The organism is Xenorhabdus budapestensis, from assembly GCF_002632465.1.
Lineage (GTDB): Bacteria > Pseudomonadota > Gammaproteobacteria > Enterobacterales > Enterobacteriaceae > Xenorhabdus > Xenorhabdus budapestensis.
Genome location: NZ_NIBS01000001.1, coordinates 369,190 through 384,480 on the forward strand (window position 1 = coordinate 369,190; position 15,291 = coordinate 384,480).

The 15,291-nt window shown below is 41.3% G+C and carries 15 protein-coding genes; 3 read left to right on the plus strand and 12 right to left on the minus strand.

The window, feature by feature from the left end; genetic code table 11:
* Positions 1 to 14 precede the first annotated feature (14 nt).
* The 7 genes from emrB to proV all read right to left on the minus strand — a co-directional run bounded on the left by emrB (position 15) and on the right by proV (position 7,784).
* The gene (gene emrB / locus Xbud_RS01790) at positions 15 to 1,556 is read right to left on the minus strand and encodes a multidrug efflux MFS transporter permease subunit EmrB (RefSeq protein WP_099134446.1); all 1,542 of its coding nucleotides are present in this window, start codon (positions 1,554 to 1,556) and stop codon (positions 15 to 17) included.
* 15 nt (positions 1,557 to 1,571) lie between these two features.
* Positions 1,572 to 2,759 (minus strand): multidrug efflux MFS transporter periplasmic adaptor subunit EmrA, encoded by a 1,188-nt coding sequence (gene emrA, locus Xbud_RS01795; RefSeq protein ID WP_099134447.1) that lies wholly within the window; start codon positions 2,757 to 2,759, stop codon positions 1,572 to 1,574.
* Between the two features lie 261 nt (positions 2,760 to 3,020).
* Positions 3,021 to 3,548: a transcriptional repressor MprA gene (gene mprA, locus Xbud_RS01800; protein ID WP_099134448.1), complete on the minus strand. Its 528-nt coding sequence runs from the start codon at positions 3,546 to 3,548 to the stop codon at positions 3,021 to 3,023.
* Positions 3,549 to 3,677: 129 nt separating this feature from the next.
* Complete coding sequence (locus Xbud_RS20340; RefSeq protein WP_422645741.1) at positions 3,678 to 4,229, minus strand: AzlC family ABC transporter permease; 552 nt, start codon at positions 4,227 to 4,229, stop codon at positions 3,678 to 3,680.
* A 206-nt stretch (positions 4,230 to 4,435) separates the two neighbouring features.
* Complete coding sequence (gene proX / locus Xbud_RS01810; protein WP_099134450.1) at positions 4,436 to 5,476, minus strand: glycine betaine/L-proline ABC transporter substrate-binding protein ProX; 1,041 nt, start codon at positions 5,474 to 5,476, stop codon at positions 4,436 to 4,438.
* A 15-nt stretch (positions 5,477 to 5,491) separates the two neighbouring features.
* On the minus strand, positions 5,492 to 6,592 hold the full coding sequence (gene proW / locus Xbud_RS01815; RefSeq protein ID WP_099134451.1) for a glycine betaine/L-proline ABC transporter permease ProW: 1,101 nt from the start codon (positions 6,590 to 6,592) through the stop codon (positions 5,492 to 5,494).
* Positions 6,582 to 7,784, minus strand: coding sequence for a glycine betaine/L-proline ABC transporter ATP-binding protein ProV (gene proV, locus Xbud_RS01820; RefSeq protein WP_099134452.1), 1,203 nt, complete (start codon positions 7,782 to 7,784; stop codon positions 6,582 to 6,584). The genes proW and proV overlap by 11 nt, the downstream gene beginning before the upstream one ends.
* A 752-nt stretch (positions 7,785 to 8,536) precedes the next feature.
* Between proV and Xbud_RS01825 the strand changes: the two genes are divergently transcribed.
* Both Xbud_RS01825 and cspE read left to right on the plus strand, forming a co-directional pair.
* Positions 8,537 to 9,022: a methylated-DNA--[protein]-cysteine S-methyltransferase gene (locus Xbud_RS01825; protein ID WP_099134453.1), complete on the plus strand. Its 486-nt coding sequence runs from the start codon at positions 8,537 to 8,539 to the stop codon at positions 9,020 to 9,022.
* Between the two features lie 187 nt (positions 9,023 to 9,209).
* Positions 9,210 to 9,419: a transcription antiterminator/RNA stability regulator CspE gene (cspE, locus tag Xbud_RS01830; protein WP_099134454.1), complete on the plus strand. Its 210-nt coding sequence runs from the start codon at positions 9,210 to 9,212 to the stop codon at positions 9,417 to 9,419.
* A 69-nt stretch (positions 9,420 to 9,488) separates the two neighbouring features.
* On the opposite strand, the gene crcB is transcribed toward cspE, so the two are convergent.
* The 3 genes from crcB to lipB all read right to left on the minus strand — a co-directional run bounded on the left by crcB (position 9,489) and on the right by lipB (position 11,594).
* Complete coding sequence (gene crcB / locus Xbud_RS01835; protein WP_099134455.1) at positions 9,489 to 9,863, minus strand: fluoride efflux transporter CrcB; 375 nt, start codon at positions 9,861 to 9,863, stop codon at positions 9,489 to 9,491.
* 12 nt (positions 9,864 to 9,875) lie between these two features.
* On the minus strand, positions 9,876 to 10,841 hold the full coding sequence (lipA, locus tag Xbud_RS01840; RefSeq protein ID WP_099134456.1) for a lipoyl synthase: 966 nt from the start codon (positions 10,839 to 10,841) through the stop codon (positions 9,876 to 9,878).
* A 117-nt stretch (positions 10,842 to 10,958) separates the two neighbouring features.
* Positions 10,959 to 11,594: a lipoyl(octanoyl) transferase LipB gene (gene lipB / locus Xbud_RS01845; RefSeq protein WP_099134609.1), complete on the minus strand. Its 636-nt coding sequence runs from the start codon at positions 11,592 to 11,594 to the stop codon at positions 10,959 to 10,961.
* Positions 11,595 to 11,776: 182 nt separating this feature from the next.
* Here lipB and Xbud_RS01850 point away from each other — a divergent pair, with 182 nt between their 5' ends.
* Positions 11,777 to 13,237 (plus strand): TrkH family potassium uptake protein, encoded by a 1,461-nt coding sequence (locus Xbud_RS01850; RefSeq protein ID WP_099134457.1) that lies wholly within the window; start codon positions 11,777 to 11,779, stop codon positions 13,235 to 13,237.
* A gap of 251 nt (positions 13,238 to 13,488) precedes the next feature.
* On the opposite strand, the gene ybeD is transcribed toward Xbud_RS01850, so the two are convergent.
* Both ybeD and dacA read right to left on the minus strand, forming a co-directional pair.
* Positions 13,489 to 13,752 (minus strand): DUF493 family protein YbeD, encoded by a 264-nt coding sequence (ybeD, locus tag Xbud_RS01855; RefSeq protein WP_099134458.1) that lies wholly within the window; start codon positions 13,750 to 13,752, stop codon positions 13,489 to 13,491.
* Positions 13,753 to 13,860: 108 nt separating this feature from the next.
* Complete coding sequence (gene dacA / locus Xbud_RS01860; RefSeq protein WP_099134459.1) at positions 13,861 to 15,099, minus strand: D-alanyl-D-alanine carboxypeptidase DacA; 1,239 nt, start codon at positions 15,097 to 15,099, stop codon at positions 13,861 to 13,863.
* Positions 15,100 to 15,291 lie beyond the last annotated feature (192 nt).

Consider the following 15,291-nt stretch of genomic DNA (forward strand, 5'->3'; position numbering starts at 1 on the left):
AGGATAAAATCGGGTTAGTGTGCTCCTCCACTCCCCTGGTTTCCTGCACCAAAAGGTGGTTTTGCCATCCAGACCAGCAATGTCAACATAAGAAATATGCCTGCGGAAAGCCAAAAAATTTCATTGGCTGAAATGATCAATCCCTGATGGGTGATCCCCTTTGCCAAATAAGCTGAAATCTGTTGGTCATTCATACCTAGTTGGGAGAGTTGCTGATAAGTTTGCTGAAAATTAGGGTTATACGGATTGATATTCTCCGTAAAGTATGAATGGTGCATGGCCTCACGTTGTGTCCACATGGTGGTTGTGATGGAGGTTCCAATCGAGCCTGATAATATACGGGTAAAGTTTGACAGGCTGGAAGCTGATGCCATGCGCTCTGGCCCTAAACCTGACAAAGTCATGGTTGTCAAAGGCATGAAGAAGCAAGCCATAGCGAGTCCCTGTACGAATTGAGGCCATGCCGCAGTCGCGAAATCCATCCCTGATTCAAATGTATATGCCCGCCAATAGAAACAGACAGTATAAATAACGAAACTGAATGTTATGATCAAACGCATATCGACCTTATGACCATATTTGCCAATGAGTGGTGAAAGTAGCAGAGGCAACAACCCTATCGGAGCAGCTGCAAAGCCGGCCCATGTTGCGGTATAACCGAATACTTCTTGTAGTAGCTGTGGCAACAGGACGATGCTGCCGAAGTACAGCATGAAGGAGAGACTGATACTGAGTGTACCGATAGTAAAGTTACGCTCTTTGAATAATGATAGATCGATAACAGGGTGTTCATCGGTTAATTCCCATACAATTAAAAACGATAATGAAATAACCGCTATGACTGTCAGGACGATAATTTCAGTGGAATTGAACCAATCCAGTTCTTTACCCTGATCAAGCATGATTTGCAGACAACCGACACCAACGATTAGCAGAATTAATCCTACTGTATCAATAGGATTAATTTCGATTTTAGTTTCCCTACCTCGTAAGATCTGCATTGAGACAAAAATAATACCGATACCAAGAGGTATGTTAATAAAGAAAATCCAGCCCCAATGATAGTTGTCACTGATATAACCACCCAGTATCGGGCCACAAATAGGTGCAACCACGATCATAACAGACCAGAGTGCCAATGCCATATTCCGTTTGGCAGGGGGGTAGTTATTCAACAAAAGGCTTTGACAAAGTGGGAGGACTGGCCCTGCGACCAGCCCCTGAATGATACGAAATACAATCAACATCTCAAGACTGTTGGAGATGCCACACAGCCATGAGGAGAAGGTAAAGAGAGCGGTAGACCAAATGAATAGTTTTACCTCTCCAAACCGTTTTGCCAACCAACCAGTAATAGGAATGGAAATGGCGTTTGCAACACCAAAAGAGGTGATGACCCATGTTCCCTGGGAATTTGATGCACCTAAATTTCCTGCAATTGTCGGTATGGCAACGTTAGCAATGGTTGAATCCAAAACCAACATGAAAGTAGCCATTGCGAGGGAAATGGTCAGTAACGCCAGCTTCGCGCCTGTAAGTGGTTTTCTTGTCACCATGATTTCCCCTTATGACTAATTATTAGAGTTACTATTAATGATGTCAGTAACTATTTTATTTGCAGGAGACATGTCTATCATTAAGGCATCCGTGTGATAGACTGGTTTGATGCGTCCAGTGGTGGACAAAGTCATTCCATTGGTATCTGCCGTATCGACAATCACTTTTGTTGACAGGCCGATACGCAGAGGATGGTGCTTCAGTTGTTCTGGTTCAAGTTCAATGCGAACAGGCAAGCGTTGAACAACTTTGATCCAGTTTCCACTGGCATTTTGAGCTGGCAGCAGAGAAAAAGCACTACCGGTTCCCATATCAAGGCCAACAACTTTACCTGTATATACGATGTCATCACCGTAAAAATCGCTGATAATTTTTGCCGGTTGTCCGATCTTCATATTGGAAAGTTGGGTTTCTTTAAAATTGGCTTCAATCCACATATTAGTGGCTGGCACGATAGCCATTAAAGGTGTTCCCATATTGATGCGAGAGCCTATTTGTACATTACGACGAGAAACATATCCATCTACAGGGCTGACAATTTTCGTTCTTTGCAGGTTTAACCAGGCATCACGAACCCCAGAAGCCGCTTTTTCTACCACAGGTTGTTTTTCCAGCGGTGTGTTCAGAATAACAGCTTGATTACTATTGTACTGTTCGACGGCTACATCTAGATCAGCCTGGGCAAGTGCAACACTTTCATATGAATGTTGTAGTTCTTCCTGACCAATAGCATCTTGTCTGCCAAGTATTTTCCTTCGGTTGAAATCATTCTGCACTTTTCTAAGAGCAATCTTTTTCTGTTCAATGATAGCTTGGTACTTCTTACTATCAACCATCTGTTGGTGAGTTTTCCGCACAGCGGTAGCCAGTTCATTTTCCGCTTTTGTCAGAGTGAGTTCAGCATCCCGGGGATCAAGCTGTATCAGAACACTACCACTTTTTACGAAGTCGGTATTATCAAAATAGATAGTGGTGACACTGCCCGCGACCTGAGGCATGATTTGTATTTGATTGCCTGCTACATAAGCGTTATCTGTTTCTTGTTGATGGCGCGAAAAGATGAACCAGTAAACAGCATAAATCGTACCGAGGATTAAAAACAATAAGGTAAGCAAAATCATGGTATTGCGACGTTGATGTCTCTTATTTTTTTGCTGACGACTTGAAGTCGGTGGCAATAGACTTTCCTCACTAAGGCTCATAGTGAATCTCCGTATCTTTCTTGTTTATATTGCTACATGATGTCGACGTCATAAAGACCACTCATTCCCAGTAGTGCGGGTTACACTACTGGAAAAGATGGGCTATATGGGTTTGATATTATCTGAGGATAATAGTTAGTCATATGACATATCATTAGCCATATGACATACCAAATGATACTGGCTAGCAGAAAAGTTTTTTTAGGTCATGTTGCCATATTGTGATTTTTCGGGGTCCGGTATTGTTCATGGAGAATACAATTACTTTTTCAAACAATCCCCGATGTTATCCAATTGTGTCAACAATTTTCTCATCAATTTTTCTAACTGTTTTTGTTCCTCCAGATCAAGAGAAGACCAAAGTTTAATCAGGCACTCATGTTGAGGTGGGAGTAAACTATTCAAGAAATTTGTACCTTTTTCTGTCAGATGAAGATGGAGACAACGACGGTCGTTATGGCTTTCTTTTCTTTCTATCCAGCCTTGCTTCTCTAATTCATCAGCAATTCGAGTTGCGTTTGTGCGAGAGGAACCCAACGCCGAGCTAAGTTCTGATGGCTGAATGCTACGACTTTCTTTGGTATCCAGGATCATCAGTGCCATAAACAAGGTTTCATTGATTCCTTGCGCTCTCAGCATGTTATTGCGATTTTCCAGCATTTTACTCTGGACATGCATTGATAAGCGAGTGAGTAATATCTCTTGATAGGGCAAACTTTTGTTCAACTCTTTTTGCTGTGCAACACGGCAATTAAGTAACTCTTCTGTGGGAGTGAATGAACTTTCCATTGTTTAGATACCTTATTAGTTTCAACCGGTAAAGTAACTTCTGCGAAAAACCATACAAATACTATATTAAAAGTATAATTTAGCAATTATAGTTATTTATTATCATCATATTTATTTTAATATTGATACCTAATTCATAAATACCTTGAATGTTAATCCAAAAATGGCTGCTCCGAATAGTGTAGTAATGATGATGCTGCGCGTTTTATAGAAGCATGCACAGATGATCAAACAGCCAGTTAGAGTAGAAAAAAACTTATTGTGCTCCTGCATCACATCAGGGGTTCCTGCACCTGCCAGAATGGCAACTGGAATGGAAAAAAGTATGACTCCTATTAATGCGCACGCCACTGTACCCAATACCCAAGATAGCCATGAATAAATGGCAATTGCGCTCATCCAGTTTTCACTCCAACTGGGTTGATCTTTAATTAATTTTGTTGTCGCAGTGGCAAAAAACTCATCGGTTAACCCGAAATCCCAAATTGCAGTTTTCTTGCCTGATATTGCTTCAAGGGGAGTGAATCTCAATTCGACGGCACTAAGGGCAAATGTGAAGGAAATAGAAATATAGCCAATAACAATAGGAATATTCTCAAAAATATCTCCAATGAATGAAAAACACTTGCTTGGTATTGCGGAGTCATTTATCGCTGTGTCAGATGTTAAGTTATTGGACACAGGGGTATCAGGTATCGACATAAGGTAATTTATTTTTTTGTTAATAGTAAAACAACATTAACAAAATATAATAAAAGTGGAAATATGAAATGTCTAAATTATTTAACAAATATTATTTAGGACAATGATTTTGATCGAAAAAATGGAGTTGACAAGTGATCGGAATGTTGATTTGTTAATAAATTTATGTGTGATTGTGACAGAAGCTAAGATGAAGCTGATTTTTGCTTCGCAGCTTTTCTGGCTTCATTGAGCCAGCCATCAAAGGTTTTTTGATGTGCGTTAATCCAGCCGTTGGCATGATGTTCAATATCCTCTTCGGAGTCTTTCCCAGCATGCATACGCATATTTTGTGCGTTGATATCTGCAACAGGTAATTGCATGACAGCAAAAAGTGCTGCTGCCGCTGGATTTTTTTCAGCCCAAATCCGATTCGCCACGATATGCATGGAGCTGGGAGGAAAACCATAATTGCGGCCATTTGGCAATTGAGTATCAATTTCACCATCTTCATTGAGGGCGGAGAAAGGAACTTGTAGCCATATCACATCTTTTCCGGGTTTTAGAACATCGCTGACCCAATAAGGCGTCCATGTGTAGTAAAAGATAGAGTTACCTTCACGGTAACGGGCGATAGTATCTGCCATCATGGCGGTATAGTTACCCTGATTTTGTTCCACAGTATTTTCTAAACCATAAGACTTTAATTGATGGTTTATTACTTTTTCGCATCCCCAGCCGGGGTTACAGCCAGTCAGATCTGCTTTACCGTTTCCATTGCTGTCAAACAACTCAGCCAGTTTTGGATCTCGTAATTGGGCAATATTATTGATGTGATATTTTTCGGCTGTTTTCTTATCGATCAGATATCCTTGAACAGCATTTTTAACGAAGGTTCCCTTTCGGTAGAACGTCTTATCACCGCCTTCAGCTTTGTACTGTACATTATGAAGAGGAACCCAATTGACCGCCATAAATGTGGCATCACCTGAGGCAATGGTGGCATAGGCGACGTTGTAATCGACTTCTTCGATTGATTTGACATCATAACCAAGCTTTTCCAAAGCCTTGCAGACAATTAACGTCTGGAATGTTTCTTCACCGATGGTACTTTGCAACGGTTGTACACTAATACCTTTTCCGGGAAGTTCTGTAGTAGCTAACGACGTACTTGTTAAAAATATCAGGTTGAATCCTAAGATAATTTTCTTGTTTATGCGCTTTTTAAATCGGGTTGTGATTAGCATGATTTTCCCCCGTTATTAATCTGTTTGACCATCCTGATGTTGAGCATTTTTGTGGTGGGTTAGTTTTTTCAGGGATAACAGTTTAATTAACAATCCTATTGGCCCGGTGTGATACCAGAGTCTGTTATTTCTGGTGCGGATATTTCTTCCTAAAGATTGAGTTAAGCGATCAAGGATAATGGCAAGGATGACAATACCCGTCCCACCAACTGCGGCCAGTCCGATATCAAGACGACCGATCCCCCGAAGTACCATTTGTCCCAAACCACCGACAGCGATCATTGAAGCAATAACAACCATGGATAGTGCCAACATTAATGTCTGGTTCACACCAGCCATAATTGTTGGCAGGGCAAGGGGAAGTTGGACTTTGAACAACATTTGACGCGGACTGGCACCAAAAGATCTCGCGGCTTCAATCAGATCTACCGGAACTTGTTTGATCCCTAAAATGGTCAGGCGAATAATTGGGGGTAAGGCAAAAATGATTGTTACCATGACGCCCGGTACATTCCCAATACCGAATAGCATCACAATAGGCACAAGATAAACAAAGGCAGGTGTTGTTTGCATTGCATCCAATAGAGGGCGGATGATCCCGGCTGTTCGGTCACTGCGTGCCAGCCAAATCCCGAGCGGCAACCCAATCAGGACGCAAAATAGCAGAGCCGTGAGTACCAGTGCCAGTGTGGTCATCGCTTGAGACCATGCCCCGATAGTGCCAATAAAGCATAATGAAATTAAAGTGAGCCCGCCTATGCCAGCACCTGCTAGCTGCCATGCCAGAAATGCCAGGAAAAGTATCGTGATGGGAGCTGGCATTGACATCAAGAATTGCTCAAATCTGTTTAAGATAAAATCCACCGGAATACGTATTCCCTGAAAAAAAGGCCGGAAGTGTAAAACGATCCAATCAATGGCATGGGTGACCCACGAATCAAATGGGATGAGTTTATGCTGAAAAGGTTCCATGATATTAAAATGTCCCTGTGAGATATTATCTGTAGGGGCATCCAGCCAATCTGTATTTGATAATGAATCGCTTGTGGTGCTGTTGATCCAGGGATCACTGAATGTTGTCTGATCGGGTGTTGATTGCGGCGTATTACTGCTCATTTGGTGCCTCCTTATCTAAAGCCTGCAACAGTATTCCTTTGGAAATAATACCCAAATAACGGTGAGCATCACCCACAACAGGGACGGCACAGGGAGATTGAGCTACGATGGATATCAGCTCATTCAATGGCATATCTGCCGGCACTGCCGCTGGCTCTGCCAGGATAGCGTGCTCGATAGGATATTTCTTTTCCAGTGTGTCTTGCAGGGAATCGACTGAAACTACCCCAATAAATTTCTGATCTTTCTCGATCAGATAGCCATAATCTCGGTCTCCATCTTCCAGTATTTTCAAGGCTGAACGAGGCCCAAAACCTACCGCAATATGGAGTAGTGCTTCTGGCCGACGACGAGCGACATCTTTTGCTGAAAATACATGACTGATATTCACTCCTCGAAAGAATGCCTTGACATAATCATTGGCAGGATTATTTAAAATCTCATCAGGTGTTCCCACCTGAACAATAATCCCTTCTTGCATGATGGCAATGCGATCACCAATACGGATTGCTTCATCCAGATCATGGGAAATGAATATAATTGTGCGTTGATGTTGACCTTGCAGGCGCAATAGTTCATCCTGCATTTCCGCACGAATAAGGGGGTCTAGGGCAGAAAAGGCCTCATCCATTAATAAAATATCAGGATTATTGGCAAGCGCTCTGGCTAATCCAATACGCTGTTGCATACCACCCGATAACTCATCCGGGTAAGACATAGCGTAGTTTTTCAGATTGACTTGTTTCAGGGCTTCAAGTGCTTTGTACTGGCGTATTTCTTTAGGAATACCAGTAAGCTCCATACCGAAAGCCACATTCTCCACCACATTTAAATGTGGCATAAGCGCAAATGATTGGAAAACCATACTGATTTTATTGCGGCGGATTTCGCGCAATTGAATGTCTGAAATTATAGAGATATCCTGCCCATCGATAATTACCTGACCTTTGGTCGGTTCTATCAGGCGGTTGAGAAGGCGTACCAGTGTGGATTTTCCTGAGCCGGACAGGCCCATAATCACAAACATTTCACCTTCTTTGATGACCAAATTAGCATTTTGTACGCCAACTGCCATACCAGTTTTTTTAAATATTTCTGCTTTATTGTAGTTGGATTCTAATAACTTAATTGCCTGCTCTGGATGGTCACCGAATATTTTATACAGATCTCTAACTTCAAGTTTAATTGTCATGTAATAAATATTTAGCTTTGTGAAAAGGTATATTCTCTTTAATTGCTTACTTCAGATAATTTTTAGATAATTTGCTCGGACTATACTCTAGCACGTTGAGATATTATGTTGATAACTTCCAGAATATAATTATTAACTAAAAGATAAAGTTTTTTACAGGTAAATGTCTACATTTTTTACTTAATTTTAACTTTCATTGTAAGAAGGTTGACTTAATAAAAAAAAGACTATTATCGTCATAAATATAGAGCAAAGTAAACTTTTGCGGGATTTATCTCTTTTATCTCTTTTTTGTCGTATGGCTACTTTGAAAAAATTCATTGTCTATAATTGTAGGATAAGAACATTTTGCGAGATTTTATGATGGATAAGATTACTCACAATCCAACTGTGTTTGCCATAAATTATCACTCTTCTGGTAAAATTCTTTATTGATCTACGCACTTACCGAAGAATGAAAACGAGTATTTATGTATTACAATTCAGAAATCTCTTTATGAGAAGGTTACTATATATGGTGCATTTTTTGATATTTTTATCCATATATGGTGTTTTTATCTTTTTTGAATGAATGCTGCTAAAAGTAAGATGTTATATCTTATTGGTAATCCTATGATTTTTATTATCAGAAGGCGGTATGGTTTCTTTATCAAATTGTCAGATGTGTAACTGAATTCATCATTGCAAAGTGGTGAAAGAGAGACTTAGGCTAGTATAGAAATTATTAACAATAAATTAAATGGAGGTAGTTTATGTATCACCATTACCTGAATACTCCAGAAGGTTTTCCTAAACCTTATGTACACATCACTGCGAACGATGAAGGAGTCACTAGTATTTATTTTGTTAATGAAAAGAAAGAACTGGAATCTAAAAATGCTATTACTAAGCAGTGTGTAAAAGAGCTACAGGAATATTTTAAAGGAAAACGGCAGACATTTACGGTTCCTTTGAGTATGCAAGGAACTGAATTTCAGAAACGTGTCTGGCAACAACTCTGTAATATCCCATTTGGTGAAATGTGGAGTTATAAACAATTAGCATTAACGTTGGGTTCGGTAAATTATTGTCGTGCAGTCGGTATGGCTAATTCACGTAATCCGATTTCACTGATTGTTCCCTGCCATAGGGTAATTGGGCATGATGGTAAGTTAGTCGGATATACAGGCGGGCTTAATATTAAGGAGTGGTTGCTGGAGCATGAGAAGAAAAAAAAGACGATAATTAAACCAAGCTAGAATGAAACGCCAATTAATTTGTGAAATGGCAATTGGCGTATAGAATAAATTAATGACATTAAACAAAACGTGCGTTTTGTTCATTTTGTTATATGTTTCGTGATCTAGGTTGCAGACAGTGGACTATATTATTTGTTGTACTGTATGTAACACGGAGTCTGTGTCTTTTTTATTAAAGGTAAGTTTGATGTCTAAAATTAAAGGTAACGTTAAGTGGTTTAATGAATCTAAAGGATTCGGTTTTATCACTCCAGAAGATGGTAGTAAAGATGTTTTCGTACACTTTTCCGCCATTCAGACTAATGGCTTCAAAACATTGGCTGAAGGCCAAAAAGTTGAATTTGAAATCACTGAGGGTGCGAAAGGTCCATCTGCTGCAAACGTTGTCGCGATCTAATTTCTAATCCCATATTCTTAAAACCCGTTTTCATAACGGGTTTTTTATGTTACTTAATTTCTGCTTAGTTTAGAGTTTATTCATCAAGGTAAACGCGAAGGCAGTCATTAATAATGAACCGATCACATTTGCCAGAATAGTGCTTAGTGCCCAACTTATTTTCCCTGTTTGTAATAAATAAACCACTTCAGCGGAAAATGTAGAGAAAGTTGTCAATCCACCGCAGAACCCCGTTGTTAACATGAGTTTCCAGGTAGGGTCAAGATGTGTTGCTTTGCTGAAATAGGCCAGTCCCAGCCCGATAATAAATGCTCCAATACAGTTAGCCGTCAGAGTACCAATGGCAATAGGAGCTGAGACATTATTCAGGCGGAGGCCAATGAACCAACGTAAGACGCTGCCAAAACCACCACCGATAAATACAGAGAGAATAAGATTCATCAGTAGTGGCCCCGGTTATTTGACTTCCATACCTTTGGCTTGCAAGTCAGCGTGGTAAGAAGAACGGACAAATGGCCCACAAGCTGCATGAGTAAAGCCCATTTCTAAAGCTGCTTCTTTTATTTCATCAAATTCAGCAGGGCTGACATAACGCTGGACTGGCAGGTGATGGCGACTTGGCTGCAAATATTGTCCTAATGTCAGCATAGTTACCCCGTGACTACGTAAATCACGCATCACTTCTAAAATTTCTTTATTAGTTTCCCCTAAACCTACCATCAAACCTGATTTAGTTGGGATATCTGGGTGTACTTCTTTGAATTTTTGCAGCAGTTGTAATGACCAGTTGTAGTTCGCACCTGGACGGATCTGACGATACATCCGTGGTACGTTTTCCAGATTATGGTTAAAGACATCGGGAGGTGTTGCAGTCAGAATTTCCAGTGCATGATCCATACGGCCGCGGAAATCCGGTACTAGTGTTTCAATTTTAATTGATGGATTTTTTTCACGGATCGCAGTGATACAGTCAGCAAAATGCTGAGCTCCTCCATCGCGCAAATCATCACGGTCAACAGATGTAATAACAACATAGCGCAGACCCATATCCTGAATAGTTTGCGCAAGTTTAATCGGTTCATTTGCATCTGGTGCGTTTGGTCGCCCATGTGCCACATCACAGAACGGGCAGCGGCGAGTACAAATAGCACCCAGGATCATAAAAGTAGCGGTTCCGTGGTTAAAGCATTCGGCAAGGTTAGGACAAGAGGCTTCTTCACAGACGGAATGCAACCCATTTTTGCGCATTGCTGCTTTGATTCCCTGAATGCGGCTGGAATCCGCAGGAAGTTTGATTTTCATCCACTCAGGTTTACGCAAGAGTGCTTCACGTTCTGTGACCACTGTTTTCACAGGGATCAAAGCCATCTTATCTGCGTCGCGGTATTTGACACCACGTTCCATCTGAATTGGTTTACTCATAATCGTGCTGGTTCCAGTTATATTCTTCAGATTGTTTTTTATTGCTTGATTAATAGGCCAAATTTATCGGAGCAATAAGTGTATTCAAATTTTTTTGAAAAATGTTAAAAAATTATATCATCTTTCATTGATGAGTTGAAATCCTAAGATCTGGCAGAATTTTTGTACCAGAACGGGTTGTACATCTTCAACAGTGATCCCAGCTACGAGGTCACTGAGCTGAATCATTTGCATGCCTGCATAACCACATGGATTAATGCGCAAAAAGGGCTGTAAGTCCATTGCAATATTTAATGCCAGGCCATGGAAAGAACACCCTTTTCGGATACGTAATCCCAATGAACAAATTTTATTGCCTTTGACATAAACTCCCGGCGCATCAGGTCGGGCATGAGACTCAACGCCAAAATGAGCTAATGTCCCAATAACGGTATTTTCAATTGCGGTGACTAACTGACGAACCCCGATTTTAGCCCGTTTTAAGTCGATCAAAATGTACATGACTTGCTGACCAGGCCCATGATAAGTGACCTGGCCTCCCCTGTCGGACTGAATAACAGGAATGTCACCCGGTACAAGCACGTGTTCTGCTTTACCTGCCTGTCCCTGCGTAAACACTTTTTCATGCTGGACCAGCCAGATTTCATCGGGGGTTTCCGCTGCACGCTGCTCGGTGAACTGGTGCATGGCTTCAGAAACCGACTCGTAAGGCTGAATACCCAACTGGCGTAAAATAATGGTGTTATGTTGCAATGGAAATTTCATCATCAGTTAACAAAAATTGCCCGCCAGTATAACGCCCTAAAAGAATTCTCTCTAGTTAGAGAATGCCTTCATGCAATAATAATGTTAATTAGACGAATATGTTTAGATTTTATATTATCATAATTATATATTTCGACGATTTCCCCCTTGTTTTCTGTTTGAGCTAACAGATGGTCAGAAAAAACCAACTCCTGATTGTTGGGCATCTTTGCAGTTCTCTGGTGCTCTTATACAGCCTCTCAATGCTGCTGCCTGTTTTTGTCGCCTTGTTTTATAAAGAAAAAAGTGTTTTTGCGTTTTTCGAAACGTTTGTTATTGGAATGATACTTGGAGGTGTTGGGTGGTATTTCACCCGAAAAACTAAAGCACAACCCAGTACTCAAGATGGGTTCCTTATTATCGTTTTATTCTGGTTGCTCTTTTCGTTGCTTAGTGCCTTGCCTTTCGTGCTGGATAAAAATCTGAATATCAATCTTGTGGATGCCATGTTTGAAGGTATATCCGGTATCACAACGACAGGAGCAACGGTACTGAATGATGTCTCTTCATTACCTAAGTCTGTTCTTTATTACCGCGCTCAGCTCAATTTCATCGGCGGTTTGGGTGTTATCGTGCTTGCCGTAGCTATTTTGCCATTGCTCGGTATTGGTGGTGTAAAGCTTTATCAATCAGAGATGCCTGGCCCGTTTAAAGAGGAACGATTAACTCCGCGCCTTGCAGATAGTGCCAAAAGTTTATGGGTAGTTTATCTGTTGCTAGGAGGAATATGCTCGTTCAGCTTCTGGGCAGCCGGGATGTCTTGGTTTGATGCCATTTGCCATGGGATATCAACGGTCTCTTTGGGAGGATTTTCGACCCGCAATGAAAGTCTTGGCTATTATGATAATTCACTCATTGAAATGGTGGGAGGCATTTTCTCAATATTGTCAGCGGTTAATTTCACCCTCTATTTTGTTGTCCTGACACGAAGAAGCCTCAAACCTTTACTGAAAAATGCTGAGTTTCAGTTCTTCCTGCTGGTGCTTTTTATCGTGATTTGTATTATTTGGCTGGAATTGTATCGCTCTGGGATGTATGGCTTGAAAGATGCCTTTGTGCATGGTTTTTTCATGACCAGCTCAATGATGACAGACAATGGTCTGGCAACTTCAGATTATGCGCAATGGCCACCTCACACGATGTTGATGTTATTAGCGGTAAGTTTCTTTGGTGGCTGTGTTGGCTCGACTTGTGGAGGTATTAAGGCGCTGCGTTTTCTGATCCTGACAAAACAAAGTTTCAGTGAGATTAATCAGCTTATTCATCCGAACGCCATTTCAACGATTAAAGTGGGTAAATCACCGGTGCAGGAAAGGGTACTTCGTTCCGTCTGGGGCTTTTTCTTCTTGTATATTTTTTGCAGTTGCTTTTTTATTTGGGCACTGAATTTTCTGGGATATGATCTGGTGACTTCATTTGCCACGGTTGCCGCATGTATCAATAACATGGGCGTTGGTTATGGTGAGACAGCACAAGGTTTTGGCAATCTTGATGCTGTGGCGAAATGGATGATGTGCGCTGCTATGTTGTTGGGAAGGCTGGAAATTTATCCTATTCTGATCCTATGCTCGAAAGCGTTCTGGCGTTTTTGACTGGGGCGTTAGTATGTATAGGAGTGCTGATAGCTTTGATCCCACTGTACCACCGTTGGTTAACGATTTTACTGCTTTCATTGACGTGCCATTTTATTACGCTGATACGGCAGGTGAGATAGGAAGCCAAAAAAGTGCTGACTTTTTTGTCAGCACTTTTTTATAGAAGTCGAATTTGCAGAAGTAGAAATTGTCACGATACTATCACATTACTACTCACTATATATTATGTATATAGTATCATGCATTCATTACAACACTACGCGCACCAGTTCCAGTTTACCCAAGTCTTCATACAGCGTTTCAACCTGCTCAATATGAGTTGCATTGATAGTAATAGAAACAGAGTGGTAATTACCTTTGCTGCTTGGTTTCACTGTTGGGGAGTAATCGCCCGGCGCATGGTGCTGAACCACTTCAATAACCTGATCCACCAGCTCAGGTTGAGCTAATCCCATCACTTTGTAAGTGAATGAGCAGGGGAACTCAAGCAGTTCATTTAATTTCGTTTTCATGGGCGCTCCTGATTTATTAGTCACGGTAGAATGATGGATTCTACCGTGGTGTGATTATTTTCTAACAATTTATATTAATATAAGGTTCAATGCTCAGCTTTCAAGGTTTCAGCCAAACCAGTGGTGGAACATTAAGCGGATGTAATCGAATATACGGCTAAAGAAACCACCCTCTTTGACTTCCTGCATCACGACCAATGGGCGTTGTTCGATCGTTTTACCATCAAGTTGGAAATTGATTGTGCCGACTACCTGATCTTTGGCGAGAGGGGCGTGTAGTTCATTGCTATTTAATACATAGCTGGCTTTTAGATCTTTCAGGCGACCACGGGGAATAGTCAGGTAAACGTCCTTCTCGACACCCAGTTGTACTTTATCAGTATCGCCAAACCAGACTGGCTCAGAAGCAAATTCTTTATCTGCCCGTAATGGCGAAACAGTTTCAAAGAAACGGAAACCCCAGGTCAGCAGTTTCTTACTGTCAGTTTCACGGCCTTTGAATGTCGGGTTACCCATTATTGTAGTAATCAGGCGCATGTTACCTTCAGTCGCAGAGGAAACAAGGTTATATCCAGCACCACTGGTATGGCCGGTTTTGATGCCGTCCACATTCAGGCTCTTATCCCACAACAAACCATTGCGGTTGGTCTGGCGGATGTTATTGTAAGTGAATTCTTTCTCTTTATAGATGGCATATTCATCCGGCACATCGCGGATCAATGCCTGACCAATCAGCGCCATATCATGGGCAGAACTGTATTGGCCTTCTGCATCCAGACCGTGAACAGTTTGGAAGTGGGTGTTTTTCAGTCCTAAACTCTGGACATATTTATTCATCAGACTGACGAACGCATCCTGACTACCTGCTACGTAGTCCGCCATTGCTACACAAGCATCATTACCGGATTGCAGGTTAATACCACGGGACAGCATAGCGACAGAAACTTGATCGCCGGGTTTCAAAAACATCAGAGAAGAACCTTTGAATATAGGATTTCCTGTTGCCCAGGCATCCTTACCTACCGTAACGATATCATTCGGGCTAATTTTCCCTGATTTGATGGCTTGACCAATAACATAACTGGTCATCATTTTTGTCAGGCTAGCAGGGTCACGGCGGATATCTGAATTCTTTTCGGCCAATATTTTTCCTGAATTGTAATCAATCAGAATATAGGCTTCGGCCTCGATCTGCGGCACTCCGGGGATCATGGTTTTGAAATTATCATCCGTATTTGCGAATGCAGAAACATTGGCAGCCAGAGCAATGCTCAGGGCGGCAATTTTAATAAAACGGGAAGTAGCGATACGGGAAGTAACTATACGAGAAGTAACTATGTATTTCATGATTGATTAGATAACATCCGTGAGAGAAGCATTGATAATAAGCCACATAATAACAAATGACAAAAAGCGTGACATTAAACAAAGTTGGAAGAGTAGGGCAAACGGGTCTAAATTATACTGACGTAAAACCCACCGTGAGGACTTTCAGCATGTAACCATTATCCCATCCTGCTTTCTGACGCTTAGTTTTCA